18 protein-coding genes are annotated in these 14,418 nt (G+C 62.5%); 9 read left to right on the top strand and 9 right to left on the bottom strand.

Going from position 1 to position 14,418, the window contains the following annotated elements:
• Position 1: 1 nt before the first annotated feature.
• The 4 genes from JP75_RS12360 (at position 2) to JP75_RS12345 (ending at position 2,904) form a co-directional block, all read left to right on the top strand.
• Positions 2 to 469: a CYTH domain-containing protein gene (locus JP75_RS12360; protein WP_035083302.1), complete on the top strand. Its 468-nt coding sequence runs from the start codon at positions 2 to 4 to the stop codon at positions 467 to 469.
• A 104-nt stretch (positions 470 to 573) separates the two neighbouring features.
• Positions 574 to 1,326, top strand: a complete 753-nt coding sequence (locus tag JP75_RS12355; protein WP_035083300.1) for an SDR family NAD(P)-dependent oxidoreductase — start codon at positions 574 to 576, stop codon at positions 1,324 to 1,326.
• Between the two features lie 54 nt (positions 1,327 to 1,380).
• The gene (locus JP75_RS12350) at positions 1,381 to 1,929 is read left to right on the top strand and encodes a MarR family transcriptional regulator (protein WP_035083298.1); all 549 of its coding nucleotides are present in this window, start codon (positions 1,381 to 1,383) and stop codon (positions 1,927 to 1,929) included.
• A gap of 72 nt (positions 1,930 to 2,001) precedes the next feature.
• Positions 2,002 to 2,904 carry a DMT family transporter gene (locus JP75_RS12345; protein WP_051960654.1) on the top strand — a complete coding sequence of 301 codons (903 nt, stop codon included), beginning with the start codon at positions 2,002 to 2,004 and terminating at the stop codon, positions 2,902 to 2,904.
• Here JP75_RS12345 and JP75_RS12340 read toward each other — a convergent pair.
• Together JP75_RS12340 and JP75_RS12335 are read right to left on the bottom strand one after the other, a co-directional pair.
• On the bottom strand, positions 2,888 to 3,454 hold the full coding sequence (locus JP75_RS12340; RefSeq protein WP_035083297.1) for a gluconokinase: 567 nt from the start codon (positions 3,452 to 3,454) through the stop codon (positions 2,888 to 2,890). The genes JP75_RS12345 and JP75_RS12340 overlap by 17 nt on opposite strands.
• Positions 3,423 to 4,193: an SDR family oxidoreductase gene (locus JP75_RS12335; protein WP_425277281.1), complete on the bottom strand. Its 771-nt coding sequence runs from the start codon at positions 4,191 to 4,193 to the stop codon at positions 3,423 to 3,425. The genes JP75_RS12340 and JP75_RS12335 overlap by 32 nt, the downstream gene beginning before the upstream one ends.
• Before the next feature lie 222 nt (positions 4,194 to 4,415).
• On the opposite strand from JP75_RS12335, the gene gndA reads away from it, so the two are divergent.
• On the top strand, positions 4,416 to 5,834 hold the full coding sequence (gene gndA, locus JP75_RS12330) for an NADP-dependent phosphogluconate dehydrogenase (RefSeq protein ID WP_035083294.1): 1,419 nt from the start codon (positions 4,416 to 4,418) through the stop codon (positions 5,832 to 5,834).
• 186 nt (positions 5,835 to 6,020) lie between these two features.
• Here the strand turns inward: gndA and JP75_RS12325 are convergent, their stop codons facing one another.
• From JP75_RS12325 to JP75_RS12310, 4 genes are all read right to left on the bottom strand, one after another.
• Complete coding sequence (locus JP75_RS12325; protein WP_035083292.1) at positions 6,021 to 6,506, bottom strand: GNAT family N-acetyltransferase; 486 nt, start codon at positions 6,504 to 6,506, stop codon at positions 6,021 to 6,023.
• Positions 6,484 to 7,815, bottom strand: coding sequence for a TCR/Tet family MFS transporter (locus JP75_RS12320; RefSeq protein WP_051960653.1), 1,332 nt, complete (start codon positions 7,813 to 7,815; stop codon positions 6,484 to 6,486). The genes JP75_RS12325 and JP75_RS12320 overlap by 23 nt, the downstream gene beginning before the upstream one ends.
• 82 nt (positions 7,816 to 7,897) lie before the next feature.
• Positions 7,898 to 9,076: an FAD-dependent monooxygenase gene (locus JP75_RS12315; protein WP_035083290.1), complete on the bottom strand. Its 1,179-nt coding sequence runs from the start codon at positions 9,074 to 9,076 to the stop codon at positions 7,898 to 7,900.
• Between the two features lie 8 nt (positions 9,077 to 9,084).
• A complete protein-coding gene (locus JP75_RS12310; RefSeq protein WP_035083289.1) occupies positions 9,085 to 9,330 on the bottom strand; it encodes a zinc-finger domain-containing protein in 246 nt (81 codons plus the stop codon).
• A 302-nt stretch (positions 9,331 to 9,632) separates the two neighbouring features.
• Between JP75_RS12310 and JP75_RS12305 the strand changes: the two genes are divergently transcribed.
• The 3 genes from JP75_RS12305 (at position 9,633) to JP75_RS12295 (ending at position 11,642) form a co-directional block, all read left to right on the top strand.
• A complete protein-coding gene (locus JP75_RS12305) occupies positions 9,633 to 10,403 on the top strand; it encodes an alpha/beta fold hydrolase (protein WP_035083288.1) in 771 nt (256 codons plus the stop codon).
• An 81-nt stretch (positions 10,404 to 10,484) separates the two neighbouring features.
• A complete protein-coding gene (gene cysE / locus JP75_RS12300; protein WP_035083287.1) occupies positions 10,485 to 11,309 on the top strand; it encodes a serine O-acetyltransferase in 825 nt (274 codons plus the stop codon).
• Positions 11,310 to 11,423: 114 nt separating this feature from the next.
• A complete protein-coding gene (locus tag JP75_RS12295; protein WP_035083286.1) occupies positions 11,424 to 11,642 on the top strand; it encodes a DUF3126 family protein in 219 nt (72 codons plus the stop codon).
• 21 nt (positions 11,643 to 11,663) lie between these two features.
• Here JP75_RS12295 and JP75_RS12290 read toward each other — a convergent pair whose 3' ends face one another.
• Complete coding sequence (locus tag JP75_RS12290; RefSeq protein ID WP_035083285.1) at positions 11,664 to 12,311, bottom strand: hypothetical protein; 648 nt, start codon at positions 12,309 to 12,311, stop codon at positions 11,664 to 11,666.
• Positions 12,312 to 12,419: 108 nt separating this feature from the next.
• Here JP75_RS12290 and JP75_RS12285 point away from each other — a divergent pair, with 108 nt between their 5' ends.
• Entirely contained in the window at positions 12,420 to 12,740 is a 321-nt protein-coding gene (locus JP75_RS12285) for a DUF6949 family protein (protein ID WP_035083283.1), read from the top strand.
• 101 nt (positions 12,741 to 12,841) lie between these two features.
• Here JP75_RS12285 and JP75_RS12280 read toward each other — a convergent pair whose 3' ends face one another.
• Positions 12,842 to 13,468 carry a transglutaminase-like cysteine peptidase gene (locus JP75_RS12280; protein ID WP_035083277.1) on the bottom strand — a complete coding sequence of 209 codons (627 nt, stop codon included), beginning with the start codon at positions 13,466 to 13,468 and terminating at the stop codon, positions 12,842 to 12,844.
• 220 nt (positions 13,469 to 13,688) lie between these two features.
• Positions 13,689 to 14,294 carry a PilZ domain-containing protein gene (locus JP75_RS12275; protein WP_152565828.1) on the bottom strand — a complete coding sequence of 202 codons (606 nt, stop codon included), beginning with the start codon at positions 14,292 to 14,294 and terminating at the stop codon, positions 13,689 to 13,691.
• Positions 14,295 to 14,418: the final 124 nt, after the last annotated feature.

Genomic DNA, 14,418 nt, shown 5'->3' with positions numbered 1-14,418 from the left:
TATGGCGCAGGAAATCGAGCGCAAATTCCTGATTTCGGGCGATGGCTGGAAGTCGGGCATCGAAAGCTCGGCGCGCCTGCAGCAGGGCTATCTTTCGACCAGCGCCAAGGCCACGGTGCGGGTGCGCATCTATGACGACAGCGAGGCTGTGCTGACGCTCAAGGGCAGGCCGGAAGGCATTTCCCGGGCCGAGTTCGAATATGCCATTCCGCTCGAAGATGCGCGCGAGCTCATGGAGATCGCCAAGCCCAACATCGTCGAAAAGCGCCGCCACAAGGTGCCGTTCGAAGCCCATGTGTGGGAGGTCGACGTTTTCGAAGGCCAGCATGAGGGCCTGATCGTGGCGGAGGTCGAGATGCGATCGGCCGACGAACACGTGGCCCTCCCGTCCTGGATCGGCCGTGAAGTCAGCGAAGACGATCGCTATGCCAATGCCAGCCTGTCGCGTAACCCCGGCATTCCCGACTAATTGCGGATATCGCACGAACACTTTGTTCGCCGCGGTTTGATCTCGATCATGGTTGCCACCTGGCAAAGGGGACATATCTCCAAGGGAACCAACAGGAGAGTGCTATGTCCCAGGATTTTTCAGGCAAGGTCGCATTCGTAACGGGTGGTGCCTCGGGCATCGGTGAGGCGGTCGTCAAGCAGCTTGCCGCGCGCGGCGCCAAGGTTGTGGTTGCCGATCTCAAGCTCGAAGGCGCGCAGGCGGTTGCCGATGCGGTCAAGGCCGCCGGCGGCGAAGCGGCCGCGGTAGCTGTCGATGTCGCCAAGGCCGATCAGGTGGAGAAGGCTGTCCAGTTCGCCGTCGACACCTTTGGCGCCCTGCATCTGGCGGTCAATAATGCCGGCATTGGCGGCGCTTCCGCTCCCCTCGGCGATTATTCCTTCGACGACTGGCATAGGGTTATCGACGTCAATCTCAATTCCGTCTTCTATTCGATGAAGTACGAGATCGTCGCCATGCTCAGGGCAGGCGGTGGCGCCATCGTCAACATGGCCTCCATCCTCGGCTCGGTGACCTTTCCCAATGCACCGGCCTATGTCACCGCCAAGCACGGCGTGGTCGGCATGACCAAGTCGGCCGCGGTGGACTATGCCAAAAAGGGCATTCGCGTCACGGCCGTCGGGCCCGGTTTCATCGACACGCCGCTCCTATCCGCCTTGCCCAAGGAAACCCTGGACTACCTCAAATCCGTCCATCCGATCGGACGGCTGGGTACCTCGGATGAAGTCGCAGCGCTGACCGCGTTCCTGCTCTCCGATGCAGCGTCGAACATCACCGGCTCCTATCACCTGGTCGATGGCGGCTACGTCGCCCAATAGGCCGCTTGCCGCCCTCCCGTACTCCGCTAATATTTTGCGGCACGGGAGGGCGTCATGCTCATCAGGATCGTCGATCTCGAAGCCATTGCGAGCGGCAGGGTAGACACGCAATTTCGTCGCTGGCGACGGCCAACGGTCAAAGCCGGTGGGACGCTGCTGACGGCCGTCGGAACCCTCGCCATCGATGCCGTCGAGCCAATCAGCGATGACATCGACGACAAAGACGCCCGCCGCGCCGGTTTTTCGGATGCGAGAGATCTCATGGCGACGCTGGCAAAACGCGGCGAAGGCCAGCTCTACCGCATCCGCCTCCACCATCTGGGTGCCGATCCCCGCATCGCGCTGCGCGCCTCGCTCGACGATCTCTCCGAAGTTCAGGCGAAGCTGGCGCGCATGGATGGCGAGGCCCCATGGACGAGGGCGGTTCTCGCCAGCATCGCAGAAAATCCAGGCCTCTCCGCCCAACAACTCGCCGACCGTTTCGGCATGGAAAAGCAGGTCTTCAAGACCCGCGTTCGTCGCCTCAAAACCCTCGGCCTCACCGAAAGCCTCGAAACCGGCTACCGTATCTCGCCCCGCGGCAAGGCCATTCTGGAACGCTAATTGGCTCAGTGACTTGCAGGGCAGGGCGGTCCGGACTAGAGCTTCTCCATCCCCGCCTTGCGACTCCTTTTTATGCCCAAGCAGAACATTTCGACCGCCCTCTGGCTGTCCACCGGAGGCCTTGCCGTCATGGCGGCCATGTCCGCCGCCGTGCACGAAGTCGCAAAACTCGTGCCCACCGGACAGATCATCTTCTGGCGCAGTTTCGTCGCTCTGGTGCCGATCCTGATCTATCTCGCGATCCGCCGCGAACTCGGCCAGGCGGTCCGCACGCGCTATCCGCACAAGCACCTGGTGCGCGGCCTCCTCGGCTGCGCGGTGATGTTCTTCTCTTTCGTTTCCTTGCGCTATCTCTCGGTGGGCCTTGCGACCGCGCTCACCTATCTCGCACCCATCCTCTCGATCGCCGCCGCCATGGTCTTTCTCCGCGAACGCCCGGGCCCGACCATTTTCGTCGGGGTGCTGCTCGGCTTTGCCGGCATAGTGCTGATGCTCTATCCCGCCCTTATTGGCGCCGAGCTGCGCGATGGTACCCTGATCGGCATCGGGGCCGGCATTGCCATGGCCGCCACCAATGCGCTCTCCCGCGTGCAGGTAAAGGATCTCACGCGCACCGAGCCGCCGGCCGCGATTGCGCTCTCCTTTGCGATCATCTGCTCGCTGGTGGGCCTCGCCACGGCGCTTTTCGGCTGGGTCGATCTCGGCCCGCGCGAACTTGCACTTCTGGCCGGGGCCGGCTTTCTCGGTGGCCTTGGCCATGTCCTGATGATGGAATCAGTCGCCCGCGCGCCGGTCTCGGTTCTCGCGCCCTACGAATATACCGGCATCATCTGGGCCTTCGGCTTCGACCTGTTGCTGCTTGGCATTGTCCCATCCGCCGGGGCCCTCGCGGGCGCCCTGGTCGTCGTGGCCGCCGCCGCCATTGTCGCCTATGGGCAGGGGCGGTTCGGCCAAAAAACTATTGCCAGCGCTTGAACGATTTGAGGTGCGTGAGCGAGCCCGTAACCGTCGTGACAATGCGATTGACCGGGTCGGTCACCGGCACCACCAGAACGTTCTCGACCGCCGGATCAGGCACTTCCAGCGTTGCGAACTGACTATCGAGCAGGCTCGTCGGCATATATTCGTGGCTGCGCCTGGCCATCCGTTCGCCGATCACCTCGCGGCTGCCGTGGAGATAGACGAATAGCACCGGCTCACCGGCCTTTTCAGTGATGAAATCTCTATAGGCCCGCTTCAGCGCCGAACAGGCGCCGACCGCCACGCCCTTCTTTTTCTCGGCCGCTTCCTTCAGCGCCGCCGCCAGCGCTTCGAGCCAGGGCCACCGATCCTCGTCGGTCAGCGGAATTCCCGCCCGCATTTTCTCCACATTGGCCTCCGGATGATACCGGTCGCCATCGAGAAACGGCGCGTGCAGCGCCCGACCGAGGGCCGCGCCCACGGTCGATTTGCCCGAGGAGCTGACGCCCATCACGATGATGATGCGGGCCGGTTCAGACGACTGCGGTGAAGGCGCCATCGACATAGAGAATGTGTCCGTTCACAAAGCTGGAGGCATCGGAGGCCAGGAAAATTGCCGCCGGGCCCAATTCCTCGACCTCTCCCCAACGCCCCATAGGAGTACGCTGTTCGACCCAGGCATTGAAGGCCGGGTCGGCGATAAGCGCCGAATTCAATTCGGTCCTGAAATAGCCCGGTGCGATGGCATTGATATTGAGCCCTTTTCGCGCCCAATCCGCCGCCATGCCGCGCGTCAAATTGCCGATGGCCGCCTTGGCCGCGCCATAGGGCGCCGCGGTCGGCCGCGCATGGTCGGTCAGCACCGAGCAGATATTGATGATCTTGCCACGCCCGCGCTCGATCATGCCCAGCGCCACGGCCTGGCTGACCGAGAAGGTCGCCGTCACATGCGTCGCCATGATCTTTTCGAAGTCGTCGTGCCTGAAAGTCTCGAGCGGCCCGCGAATCTGCATGCCGGCATTGTTGACCAGAATATCGATCGGCCCGATCTCGCTTTCGCAATGGCGCACCGCCTCGCCGACGCTTTCGGGGCTCGTGACATCGAAGGCGAGCGCGGTCACATCCGCTCCCGTCTCTGCCAGGTCAGCCGCCGCCGCGCCCAGCGCCACCTCGTCGCGGGCATTGAGCACGATCCTCGCGCCGGCCCCGGCGAGCGCCTTGGCCATCGCAAATCCCAGCCCGCGACTGGAGCCTGTGACGAGAGCACGTCGTCCCGTCAGGTCGAATGGCGAACGCCCGTCCATGTTCATGCTCCTCCGCAGCTCCCGCCTTCTTAGCCATCCGTTGCACTGCAAGGCAAGCCGTGCTCAAATCTTCCATACAAGAATGTGAAATGGTCGAAATTTGCACGATCCGCACTTTCATCGTCTTTCGCTTTGTGGTCATTGTCGCCTCCGAGTGCTATGCACCCTGCGCATGGCCCAAAACGCCTCGGATGGCGACGAAGACCTCGGAAGGAAAGCTTCATGGCAACTGCGGATATCGGCCTGATCGGCCTGGCGGTTATGGGTTCGAACCTGGCGCTGAATATCGCCGAAAAAGGCTACACCGTTGCCGTGCACAACCGCTCGGCCGGCCGCATCGACGAGTTCGTCGCGGAAGCCAAGGCCCAGGGCCTCGACCAGAATACCATCCCGAAATATGATCTTGCCGAATTCGTGCAGGCGGTGAAGGCACCGCGCTCGATCATCATCATGGTCAAGGCCGGCCAGCCGGTCGACGACATGATCGAGCAGTTGCTGCCGCACCTGTCGCCGGGCGACGCCATCATCGAATGCGGCAATTCGCTCTATACCGACACGCAGCGCCGCTTCGACTACCTGAAGCCCAAGAACATCGGCTATCTCGGCGTCGGCGTTTCCGGCGGCGAGGAAGGCGCCCGTCACGGCCCGTCCATCATGGTCGGCGGTTCCAAGGAACAGTGGCACAATGCCGAGGCGGTTCTCACCGCCATCGCGGCACAGTTCAATGGCGAGAGCTGCTGCGCTTATCTCGGCGAAGGCGGTGCTGGCCACTTCGTCAAGATGATCCACAATGGCATCGAATATGGCGACATGCAGATGATCGCCGAAATCTACGGCGTGATGCGCGATGGCCTCGGCATGTCGGCCAAGGAATGCGCTGATGTCTTCAAGGAATGGAACAAGGGTCCGCTCAATTCCTACCTCATCGAAATCACCGGCCACGTCCTCGACGCCATCGATGCAGAAACCGGCAAGCCGCTCGTCGACCTGATCCTCGACAAGGCTGGCCAGAAGGGCACCGGCATGTGGTCCGCTGTCGTCGCCCAGCAGATGGGTGTCCCGGCAACCGCCATCGAAGGCGCGGTCGCCGCGCGCTCGCTGTCCTCGCGCAAGTCCGAGCGCGTCGCCGCCGAAGCCATCTATGGCAAGCCGAACCGCGCCAAGACCGATGTGACCCTCGCCGATCTCGAAAAGGCGCTGCTCGCCGGCAAGATCGTTTCCTATGCCCAGGGCTTTGCCGTCATCAACAAGGCTTCGGAAGAATTCGGCTGGTCGCTGCCGCTGGCCACGATCGCCAAGATCTGGCGCGCCGGCTGCATCATCCGCTCGCGCTTCCTCGATCAGATGTCCTCGGCCTATGCCAAGGGCGAAGCCACCAACCTGCTCGTCGTTCCCGATTTCGTCGGCATCATGAAGGACAGCCACCCGAGCCTGCGCAAGGTCGTGGCCGCCGCCTCCGTCGGCGAATTCCCGATGATCTGCCTTTCGGCCTCGCTGAGCTATTTCGACAGCTACCGCCAGGCTCAGGGCACTGCCAACCTGACCCAGGGCCAGCGCGACTTCTTCGGCGCCCACGGCTTCGAAATCGAAGGCCGCGGCAGCGACCTGCACGGCACCTGGCCGTCGACGCTCGGCAAGTAAGCCAAAAAGAGAAGCCCCGCTTCGGCGGGGCTTTTTGTATCTCGGGGCCGGTATCAAGAACGCTTACCTCTCCCCTCGTCGTCACCACCGGGCTCGCCCCGGTGGTCCATGGCGCCCCAAGCTGGATTGCTGGGACAGGGCCGGCGATGACGACTGCCGATGTCTCTGCGCTCTTGGCGTTAAATCCTAGACCAGCGGTTTGAACATCACATAGCTGTCCACATAGCCATGGACCGGATGCTTGAACGCCAGCGGCAGCGTGCCGACAATGGCAAAACCCAGCTTCTGCCACAGCGCCACGGCGCGGGTGTTCTTCGACACGACATGGTTGAATTGCATGGCCCGGAAACCGCGCTCTTTCGCGATCGCCTGCGAATGCTCGCACATCCGTCCGGCAATGCCTTTGCCCTGCGCCTTGGGAGAAACCATGTAGCCGCAATTGGCCACATGCTTGCCGCCGCCGCGCTGGTTGGCCTGCAGATAATAGGTCCCGAGGACGACGCCCTCATCTTCGGCCACAAAAACCTCATGCGCCGGCAGGAACCAATAGTCCCGCATCGCCGCGTCGCTGAGGTCGCTGTCGATGGCATAGGTTTCGCCCGCGCGCAAAACCGGCGCCACGATTTCCATGATGGCGGCCTGGTCGGCCTCAGCGGCGGGGCGGATTATCATCGGGATCATCCTCGATCGGGGCGACGCGCAACTGGCCCGGCGGCGGCAGGTCCGGCGCGACGGGGTGGTCGGCAATGGACGGCCGGTGCGTCAGCTCAAATCTCCACGCCGCAATGCCGAAAATCAGCAGCGCCATGACCACAGCAATGCCACAAGCGACGAATGGCGCACCGGGGAAGTAATGCGCCGTGTCGGGCGCGCTGTAATAGGAGAATATCTGCGTGGCGCCGAGCGGGCCGATGATCGTCGCCAGCGAACTCGCCGCATTCACTGCACCCTGCAATTCGCCCTGGCTATTGTCCGGCACCTGCCGCGACAGCACGCCATTGATGGCCGGCGGCGCGAGGCCGCTCACGGTCCCGACCGCGATAAACAGGTAAAGCTGATAGACATCGGCCGAAAAGGCGATTCCCGCGAACGCCGTCGCGGCAAACAACAGCCCGACGATTCCCACGGCCGGCTCGCCGATTCCCTTGGAAAGCGGTCCTGCCAAAACAGCCTGGCTGAACGCAAAGCCGATACCGAAGGCGCCCAGCGTGCGGCCAATGGTGGACGAGGTGAAGTTGAACACTTCCACCGTGAAATAGCTGAAAATGGTCGGCAGCGCCTGCGTCGCGAGCTGCAGGAAAAACAGCACCGCCAGCAGCCAAAGCACCGACGGATATTGCTTGAGCGCCATTACAGCGCCGAGCGGGTTGGCCCGCTTGATATTGAATTTGCGCCGATTGGCCTTGGGCAAGCTTTCCGGCAGCACCAGGAGCCCAAAGAGGAAATTGGCAAAGGCGATGCCGGCCGCTGCAAAGAAGGGCACGCGCGGCCCGAGTTCGCCCAATTCGCCGCCAATGACGGGGCCAATAATAAAGCCCAGCCCGAACGCGGCACCGATCAGCCCGAAGCGATGCGTGCGCTTATGCGGCGGGGTGATATCGGCCATATAGGCCGTCGCCGTCGCCAGCGCCGCGCCCGCGATGCCGGCGATGATGCGGCCGATGAACAGGTACCAGACGAAGGGCGCGATCGACATCATCAGATAATCGAAAGTCAGCCCCAGCAGCGAAGCCAGCAGCACCGGCCGCCGTCCGAAACGGTCCGAAAGATTGCCCAAAACCGGCGAAAACAGGAACTGCATCAAGGCATAGGCAAAGACCAGATAACCGCCGATGACAGCCGCATTGGCGACGCTGCCGCCCGTCAATTCTTCCAGAAGCTCGGGCAGCACGGGCACGATGATGCCCACGCCGATCATGTCGAGCAGAATGGTGATGAGGATGCAGGCAAGGGTCAGTCGGGAGCGTGTCGCAGCTTGCATGCGGTATTCCGTTCCCTTCGTCGTCTACCCTTGTGTCGCGCAATTGACACGGGCCGCCCCTGCAACGCAAGGGCTGACGCGGCTAGTGCGATCCTTCGCCCGGCGCGACGTCATAACCGTAGATCCAGCCCAGCCTGTCGAGGTGGGCCCGCGGCCCCTGAAGCCGCATGACCGTGTCCCGCGCGAGGGATAGCGGCCATCTCATATGAAAAATGCGGCCATTGCTGGCCGAAAGTTTTGCGACTCGGTTGACGCGGCTTTGCCGGACAGCCGCGTAACGCGCAAAGGCCGCTTCGGGTTCGGCATGTTCCACCAGCAATGGGCCAAGCGTTGCTGCATCCTCGATGCCCATGGCCGCCCCCTGCGCCTGGAACGGCACCATGGCATGCGCCGCGTCCCCGATAAGGCCGATATTCTCCCGGTGCCAAACCGGTGTCGTCACCGTGTAGAGCGGCCAGGGCGTCCAGTTCTCGCCGGCCGCAGCCAGAATCACGCCCAGCGCTCCCTTGCCCTTCAGCTTCGGCTTTGTCTGATCGTCGCCGGCTTTCCCCGGCAGGAACAGGGCCAGATTGACCTGTTTGCGATGCGGCAGCGGATAACAGACGAGATGGTGCCCACTGCCGAAAAACACCGAAACCCGGTCCATGGCGATCTGGCTCGCCACCGAGTCGGCCGGCACCAGCGCGCGCCAGGCAATCCGCCCGCCAAATTGCGCATCCGGGCCCTCCAGCAATTGCCGGCGCGTATGGGAGTGGACACCATCGGCCCCGATAAAGGCGTTGGCGCGCGTCGTCCGCGTCTGGCCATTGGCCTCGTCCACGGCAACGGTGACGCCCCGCGCATGGGAAACCACATCCCAGCCGCGCACGCCAAAGATGATTTCGATATTGGCAAAGCGCCGCGAGGCCTTGTAGAGCGCATCCGCCAGATCCGCCCGGTGCATCACGGCATAAGGCGCGCCAAACCGCTGCTCCATGATCGGGCCAAACTCCATACTGAAAAACGGCTTGGAGCTTCCGTGCTGATAGGTGTCGAGCGCAGCCGGCTCGAAGGCGGTCCGCGAGAGGGAATCGGCAAGCCCCAGCCGGTCGAGAATGCGGCGCGCATTGGGGCTGCTCTGGAGGCCGGCTCCGGCCTCCTGGATTGTCGCATTACGTTCGAGCACGACCACCGTCGCCCCGAACTTTGCGAGGGTCAGCGCCAGCGTAAGGCCGGAGATACCCGCGCCGGCTATGACATAGTTACGGCCCGTGGCGGGCATGGTCAAACTCAGGCGGCGTGCGCCTCGAACACCGCAGAAGCGGGGTTGGAATGGCCTGAGCCAAGCTCGGCATTAAAGATATAGAGCGTCGAGCAATAGGGGCACACCGCCTCGTTATCCTTGCCCATATCGATAAAGATATGCGGATGATCGAACGGGGGCAGGGCGCCGACGCACTGGAACTCCTTGGAGCCAACCTCGATGCTGCGGAGGCCTTCGGTGTTGTGGAAATGGGGCGTGGTGCCGTGTGCCATGGTCAAACCTGTGGGGTCGGTATTTTGCGCCGGACCATAGCCAAGTGGGGGCAGTAAGGAAAGGGGCGGGGCGTCGCAGGATGGCGCAAAATGGCAGTAGTCCTCATGGTGAGGTGGGAGCCGTAGCCGACCCTCGAACCACGAGGACGTGCCCCGATGCTGCAGCGCCACGCCCCCGTGGTTCGAGGCTTTGCTGCGCAAAGCGCCTCACCATGAGGGCTACTGCTGGGTTGCAGAGCGCCGTTTGCCTACTGGCCCAACGCCCCTCAGGCAGCTAAACACTCCCCCAAAAGGAACCTGCCATGCCCCAATTCCAGTCCAGCGGATATTCCCTTGCCTACGAAACCGCCGGGCAGGGGCCTGCAGTGCTCTGCATCCACGGCTTTGCCTCGAGCGGCAGGGTCAATTGGATCGACACCGGCTGGGTCGAAACGCTGGTGAATGCGGGTTACAAGGCCATCACCTTCGATCACCGAGGCCACGGCCAGTCCGACAAGCCACATGACCCCGACGCCTATTATCCCGAGCGGATGATGGAAGACAGCATCGCACTCCTCGACCACCTCGGCGAAAAGCGCGTCGCTGTGCTCGGCTATTCCATGGGTGCCCGCGTCGCCGCCTTCCTGTCCTTCAACTATCCGGAGCGCGTTGCCGCCGCCATCTTCGGCGGCATGGGCATGAACCTCATCAATGGCCTGACTGACGGCAACGATATCATCGCCGGCCTCCGCGCCCCCCGCCTTGCCGATCTGACCCATCCGACCGCCCGCCAGTTCCGCATCTTCGCCGATCACACGGGCTCCGATCGCGAAGCCCTTGCCGCCTGCATGGAAACGTCGCGCCAGCCCATGGCCCGCGCCGATGTCAGACGAATCGAGGTTCCCGTACTCGTGGCTGTGGGCCAGGCTGACGAAATGGCCGGCTCGCCCGAGCCTTTGGCCGAACTGCTCCCGCATGGCGAAGCCTTCACCATCCCCAAGCGCGATCATATGCGCGCCACGGGCGACACCAAATTCAAGGCGGCGGCCCTGGAGTTCCTAAGCAGGACTTTTCCCGTTTCCGCGGAACCGTGAACCAAAGTGCATGCCGGGGCTTTGTGTTGAACAACCAAATGCCTTATATCGGTAAGTCTCGATAAAGCGGAGTTGGACGCCATGAGCGGCAATGCCCAGAAGTCGGCGCAGATCAAGTCGGTCGATCCCGTTTGGGAAGCCGTGCGCGTCGGTGCTCGCCAGATCATCGATTCCGATCCGGCTCTCGGGCAGATGGCGCTGACCACCGTGCTCAATCACGATTCCTTCGAGGAAGCGCTGGCCCATCGTCTCGCCTCCCGCCTCGACCACGAAGACGTTTCGGCCGACATCATCCGACAGACCTTCGCCGAAGTGCTGCGCGACAATCCCACCATCGGGGAATCCGCCCGCGTCGACCTCGCCGCTACGCTCGAACGCGATCCCGCCTGCCACCGGGCCATCGAGCCCTTGCTCTATTTCAAGGGCTATCAGGCCATCCAAACCCATCGCTTCGCCCACGCCCTATTCAAGGCCGGTCGCCGCGATTTCGCGCTCTATCTCCAGAGCCGCGCCAGCCAGGTCTTTCAGGTCGACATCAATCCCGCCGTCCCCATGGGCAAGGGCATCATGCTCGACCATGGCACCGGTCTCGTCATCGGCGAAACGGCCGTGGTCGGCGACAACGTCTCCATGCTGCAGGGCGTCACGCTCGGCGGCACCGGCAAGGCTGATCAGGATCGCCACCCCAAGATCGGCAATGGCGTGCTTATCGGCGCCGGCGCCAAGGTTTTGGGCAATATCCGCGTCGGCGATTGCTCGCGCATCGGCGCCGGCTCGGTTGTCCTCAAGGAAGTGCCGCCGCGCACCACCGTCGCCGGCGTGCCGGCCAAGGTGATCGGCGAGGCCGGTTGTGCCCAGCCTGCGCTGGTCATGGACCAGATGGTGCTCGTGCACGACAACGGCTGACCGGCGGGGCAAGTCTCTGCCGCAGGTTGTCACCGCTAAAATGACAGTGCCGGGGGTTGCCAGCGGCCCGTGAGGCACTAGATTGCGCGCAAAACCAACAGCAGGACGATTGCCGTGAACCATCCCGAGATCATCAAGCTGCAGAAATTCCTGCAACGCATGTTCAACAACAAGAACATCGACGTCCGTCCCCGTGCCAAGCTCAACGACTCGGTGGAAGTCTTCATCGGCGACGAGTCGATCGGCCTCATCCACGTCGACGACGAAGATGGCGACAAGTCCTACATGTTCTCGATGTCGATCCTCGATATCGACCTCGACGATATCGACTGATCTCACTGAACGGCGCCGACACTAGTTGGCGCCGATCCTTTCCAGCCACTGGCCCATTTCAGCGTCGAAATCGCGCCAGGCCGGCAGCAAAGTTTCGTCAAAGCTATAGATAGCGGCGAGCCCGCTAGCGAGATGCACGGTGCGGACGCATTTGTCCGGCGCATCCGCCTCGATGGCGTCTATGCACTTGGCGACAAAGGGTTTTGGCGCCAGCGCGTCATACCAGATGACTTCCCCGGCATAACCATTGCCCTCGAGCTTCTGCCCGATGAGCCCCGGCACGCCCGTTTCCGTGCCCTTGGCGAATTGGTGCACATAGACGCTGTCCAGCAGTTCGCTGCTCGACTTGGCCCGGGAGCGCGGCAGCAGCGTCACGTCGACCCGTCCAAGCGGCAATTCCACCGATAGATCGACCTGGCCGACAAAGCCGCTTTGCATCTGCTCGCCGAAGCGGAACCAGTTTTTGGGAATCGTTAGTTCGCGTCCGCCGACCGTTTGCACCAGCGCCTCGCCATCTTCGAGCGATGGCGCCTTGCGTCCGTCGGATCGGCCGGCTTCATCCACAAGATAAGCCACACCCAAAGCGGCCAGCATAACCACCAGCGCAATACCCGCCAGGTTCTGCATAAGCCCGGAAATGCGGGGTTCGGAGCGCGGCAGGGCGGACATGGCCAGCGTTAACCAGTTTTCTGAAGCGGAGGTGACACATCACTTCAGCCGCAATATGGTTACCAAAGAATTAACATTGCCATGGGTCGATGGCACAGGAGGGCAGGGATGGCGCGCGAACTTTTGCTTGCAGCGTTCATCATAGGCGTGGGGCTGTGCATTGCGGGCGCTGGGACGCATCTCTATCAGGCGCTGTCCCGCCAGCAGGCCATGCTCCGCATGGATGGACGGAGCCTCGCCGGCGCTGCCGGGCATCTGGTCATGAGCATCGTCTGCGGGCCCTACATCATGCTGCATATGGGCTGGCAGCGTGAGGACAGCAGCACGCTGTCGATGACCTCGGCGCTGATCGGCGCGCTCGTCGGCTTCAGTTGGGCCTTCGTCACCGGCCTCTTCTTCATGAGCCTCTACGTCTTCGCCATTCGCTAAGACCACGCAGTCCGAATACAACAAGGCCGGCCTCGCTGCAGCGAGAGCCGGCCTTGTTCATCAGGTCCCTATCAGGAAGTATCGGGCGGGACCCGGAAAGCTTATTGGTTGGCGGCCACGATGGTCATGCGATCATCGAACATGTCGACCCACTGGCCGGCATGCGCTTGCGACTGGCGCTTGAGATATTGATAGGGCGTCTCGTTCCAGACGCGGATGGCGCTTTCCTGGTTGTCGAGCACCAGATCGCCGCGGTCGGTCCGCACCATCAGCACCGCATGGCCGCTGCCATCGCTCTGGCGCACCACGGCGATGAGCAGCGTGCTGGGCGACCAGCCTGCCTCGATCAGCGCCTGGCGCTTGGCGAGCACGAAATCCTCGCAGTCGCCATAGCCGCTCGTAGGATAGGTCCAGAACTCTTCCACCTGGTAGAGTTCCTGGTCCGTCACCGGAATGATCGTCTGGTTGAAATGCGCGTTGATGGAAACGAGCTGCTGCCAGTTGGTTTCCGTCAGGCTGACGGCATCGACGACGGCGCCATTGGCCTGACACTCGCCGGGACGCGACCGGCAGAAATCCAGATGCCCCACCGGAATGGACGTATTCGTGCTTGCAACCTGCACATAGGCTGCATTGGTAAAGTCGATAGCCGCACTGGGTTGGGCCCAGATTGCGAGCGCCGCAGCAGCCATACCGGCCGCCATCAGGCGCTTATTTCGGATTGCCATAACGCGATCTCCCTGATGGAGACCACGCTAAGGGGGCCGACTTGCCCCGGTCCGAAAACTGCCGAGCAGTTTTTATGCGTGTTTTATGAGAGTTTGATCTGTGTTTTAGCGACCGAGGTAAGGGCTCGTTTACGCTGGCACAGACGCTGCCCTAAACACGGCGTCATTCCCGCGAAAGCGGGAATAATACCGTAGATGTATGAGATAGAGAGGCCAGGCCTCAGTTCATGACGCGCAGATTCTGCTGCACGACATTGAGCATTTCCTGCGCCGCCGCAAATTCCACGGCCACGCCATTCTGGAAATGCCGCACGACGCGCGCGCGCATGCGGCCGAGCGTAATCGGTGTGCCCATGGCCGGACGCACATCGAGTTCGATGGCCGCGCCCGAGAGCGAAATGTCGATGATCTTGCAGTTATAGCGCCGGCCATCGTCGAGAACGACGGTGGAGTGCCGGAGGTCGGGCACCACGCGCTCGTGCCGGCGATCTTCCGGCAGGTTCAGCACGTCCTTGTTGGCGAGCCAGGTGAGCTGCGCCGCCATCTTGTCGCGCTTGCGGGGCGTCGCGGCAATATCCATCAGGAAACCGCCATCGACCTGCTTGAGAATGGTGCCTTCGATGCGGCCCATATGGTCGAGATAGGCAATGATGCGCTCGCCTTCGATTCCCGGCACAGGCGCAATCACCACGGCATCGCCCGGCGACATCTCCAAAACCTGGCAGGGAAATTCACGACGATCGGCAAGCATATAGCGGCCAAGGATGGAAACCTTGACGCGCTGAAAGCGGCCCTCGACAGCCCGGGGCTGCGAAGGAGAGGGCATGCGCGCTGAATCGAGATCGTCACTGAGCATGCGTTCACCGGTCCCCGCCCGCACGTAAAAGTGCAAACAGCTTATCGATTCTCGGTTAACGCTTTGTTGGTGTCGGGGCGTTCGGCCGAAGCGA

Origin of the sequence: Devosia riboflavina, assembly GCF_000743575.1 — a bacterium.
In the GTDB taxonomy this organism is placed as follows: Bacteria; Pseudomonadota; Alphaproteobacteria; order Rhizobiales; family Devosiaceae; genus Devosia; species Devosia riboflavina.
Note: the sequence above shows the minus strand (reverse complement) of the source record. Positions and strands in the feature narration are given on the sequence as shown.